This window comes from Anoxybacillus eryuanensis, assembly GCF_051200995.1.
In the GTDB taxonomy this organism is placed as follows: domain Bacteria; phylum Bacillota; class Bacilli; order Bacillales; family Anoxybacillaceae; genus Anoxybacillus; species Anoxybacillus tengchongensis.
In genome coordinates, this window is record NZ_JBPODS010000030.1 from 1 (window position 1) to 2,787 (window position 2,787).

1 rRNA gene is annotated in these 2,787 nt (G+C 55.0%); it reads left to right on the forward strand.

The window, feature by feature from the left end:
• Positions 1 to 2,762 (forward strand): 23S ribosomal RNA (locus HNQ84_RS14240); the annotation flags it as partial.
• Positions 2,763 to 2,787: the final 25 nt, after the last annotated feature.

Below are 2,787 nucleotides of genomic sequence, written 5' to 3' on the forward strand. Positions count from 1 at the left end.
CATAGCGTATGGAGGGCATACCCGGGGAACTGAAACATCTAAGTACCCGGAGGAGAAGAAAGCAAAAGCGATTCCCTAAGTAGCGGCGAGCGAAACGGGAACAGCCCAAACCAAGAGGCTTGCCTCTTGGGGTTGTAGGACACTCAATACGGAGTGACAAAGGAACGGAGTAGATGAAGCGGTCTGGAAAGGCCCGCCAGAGGAGGTAACAGCCCTGTAGTCGAAACTTCGTTCCCTCCTGAGTGGATCCTGAGTACGGCGGGACACGAGGAATCCCGTCGGAAGCAGGGAGGACCATCTCCCAAGGCTAAATACTCCCTAGTGACCGATAGTGAACCAGTACCGTGAGGGAAAGGTGAAAAGCACCCCGGGAGGGGAGTGAAAGAGAACCTGAAACCGTGTGCCTACAAGTAGTCAGAGCCCGTTTATGGGTGATGGCGTGCCTTTTGTAGAATGAACCGGCGAGTTACGATCTCGTGCGAGGTTAAGTCGAAAAGACGGAGCCGTAGCGAAAGCGAGTCTGAATAGGGCGTATAGTACGAGGTCGTAGACCCGAAACCAGGTGATCTACCCATGTCCAGGGTGAAGGTAGGGTAATACCTACTGGAGGCCCGAACCCACGCACGTTGAAAAGTGCGGGGATGAGGTGTGGGTAGGGGTGAAATGCCAATCGAACTTGGAGATAGCTGGTTCTCCCCGAAATAGCTTTAGGGCTAGCCTCGAGTTGAGAGTCTTGGAGGTAGAGCACTGATTGGGCTAGGGGCCCTCATCGGGTTACCGAACTCAGTCAAACTCCGAATGCCAATGACTTATACTCGGGAGTCAGACTACGAGTGATAAGATCCGTGGTCAAGAGGGAAACAGCCCAGATCACCAGCTAAGGTCCCAAAGTGTACGTTAAGTGGAAAAGGATGTGGAGTTGCTTAGACAACCAGGATGTTGGCTTAGAAGCAGCCACCATTTAAAGAGTGCGTAATAGCTCACTGGTCGAGTGACTCTGCGCCGAAAATGTACCGGGGCTAAACGTACCACCGAAGCTGTGGGACGACTTACGTCGTCGGTAGGGGAGCGTTCTAAGGGCGTCGAAGCTAGACCGGAAGGACTAGTGGAGCGCTTAGAAGTGAGAATGCCGGTGTGAGTAGCGAAAACAGAGGTGAGAATCCTCTGCACCGAAAGCCTAAGGTTTCCTGAGGAAGGCTCGTCCGCTCAGGGTTAGTCGGGACCTAAGCCGAGGCCGAAAGGCGTAGGCGATGGACAACAGGTTGATATTCCTGTACCACCTCCTCACCGTTTGAGCAATGGGGGGACGCAGGAGGATAGGGTCAGCGCGCGACTGGTTGTGCGCGTCCAAGCAGTTAGGCGCCTCAAGTAGGCAAATCCGCTTGAGTAGGCTGAGCTGTGATGGCGAGGGAAATATAGTACCGAAGTGCCTGATTCCACACTGCCAAGAAAAGCCTCTAGCGAGGTGAGAGGTGCCCGTACCGCAAACCGACACAGGTAGGCGAGGAGAGAATCCTAAGGTGCGCGGGAGAACTCTCGTTAAGGAACTCGGCAAAATGACCCCGTAACTTCGGGAGAAGGGGTGCTCCCTCGGGTGAAAAGCCCAGGGGAGCCGCAGTGAAAAGGCCCAAGCGACTGTTTATCAAAAACACAGGTCTCTGCGAAGCCGTAAGGCGAAGTATAGGGGCTGACACCTGCCCGGTGCTGGAAGGTTAAGGGGAGCGCTTAGCGCAAGCGAAGGTGCGAACCGAAGCCCCAGTAAACGGCGGCCGTAACTATAACGGTCCTAAGGTAGCGAAATTCCTTGTCGGGTAAGTTCCGACCCGCACGAAAGGTGTAACGACTTGGGCACTGTCTCAACGAGAGACCCGGTGAAATCATAGTACCTGTGAAGATGCAGGTTACCCGCGACAGGACGGAAAGACCCCGTGGAGCTTTACTGCAGCCTGATATTGAATGTTGGTGCGACATGTACAGCATAGGTGGGAGACTGAGAAGCCTGGACGCCAGTCTAGGTGGAGTCGCCGTTGGGATACCACCCTTGTCGTACTGAGATTCTAACCCGCACCCCTGATCGGGGTGGGAGACAGTGTCAGGTGGGCAGTTTGACTGGGGCGGTCGCCTCCCAAAGCGTAACGGAGGCGCCCAAAGGTTCCCTCAGAATGGTTGGAAATCATTCGTAGAGTGTAAAGGCAGAAGGGAGCTTGACTGCGAGACCTACAAGTCGAGCAGGGACGAAAGTCGGGCTTAGTGATCCGGTGGTTCCGAATGGAAGGGCCATCGCTCAACGGATAAAAGCTACCCCGGGGATAACAGGCTTATCTCCCCCAAGAGTCCACATCGACGGGGAGGTTTGGCACCTCGATGTCGGCTCATCGCATCCTGGGGCTGTAGTCGGTCCCAAGGGTTGGGCTGTTCGCCCATTAAAGCGGTACGCGAGCTGGGTTCAGAACGTCGTGAGACAGTTCGGTCCCTATCCGTCGCGGGCGTAGGAAATTTGAGAGGAGCTGTCCTTAGTACGAGAGGACCGGGATGGACGCACCGCTGGTGTACCAGTTGTCCCGCCAGGGGCACAGCTGGGTAGCTATGTGCGGAAGGGATAAGCGCTGAAAGCATCTAAGCGTGAAGCCCCCCTCAAGATGAGATTTCCCATCGCGTCAAGCGAGTAAGATCCCTTGAAGATGACAAGGTAGATAGGTCCGAGGTGGAAGCGTGGCGACACGTGCAGCTGACGGATACTAATCGATCGAGGACTTAACTAAACACATAAGAAAAGCGGAGAACGGT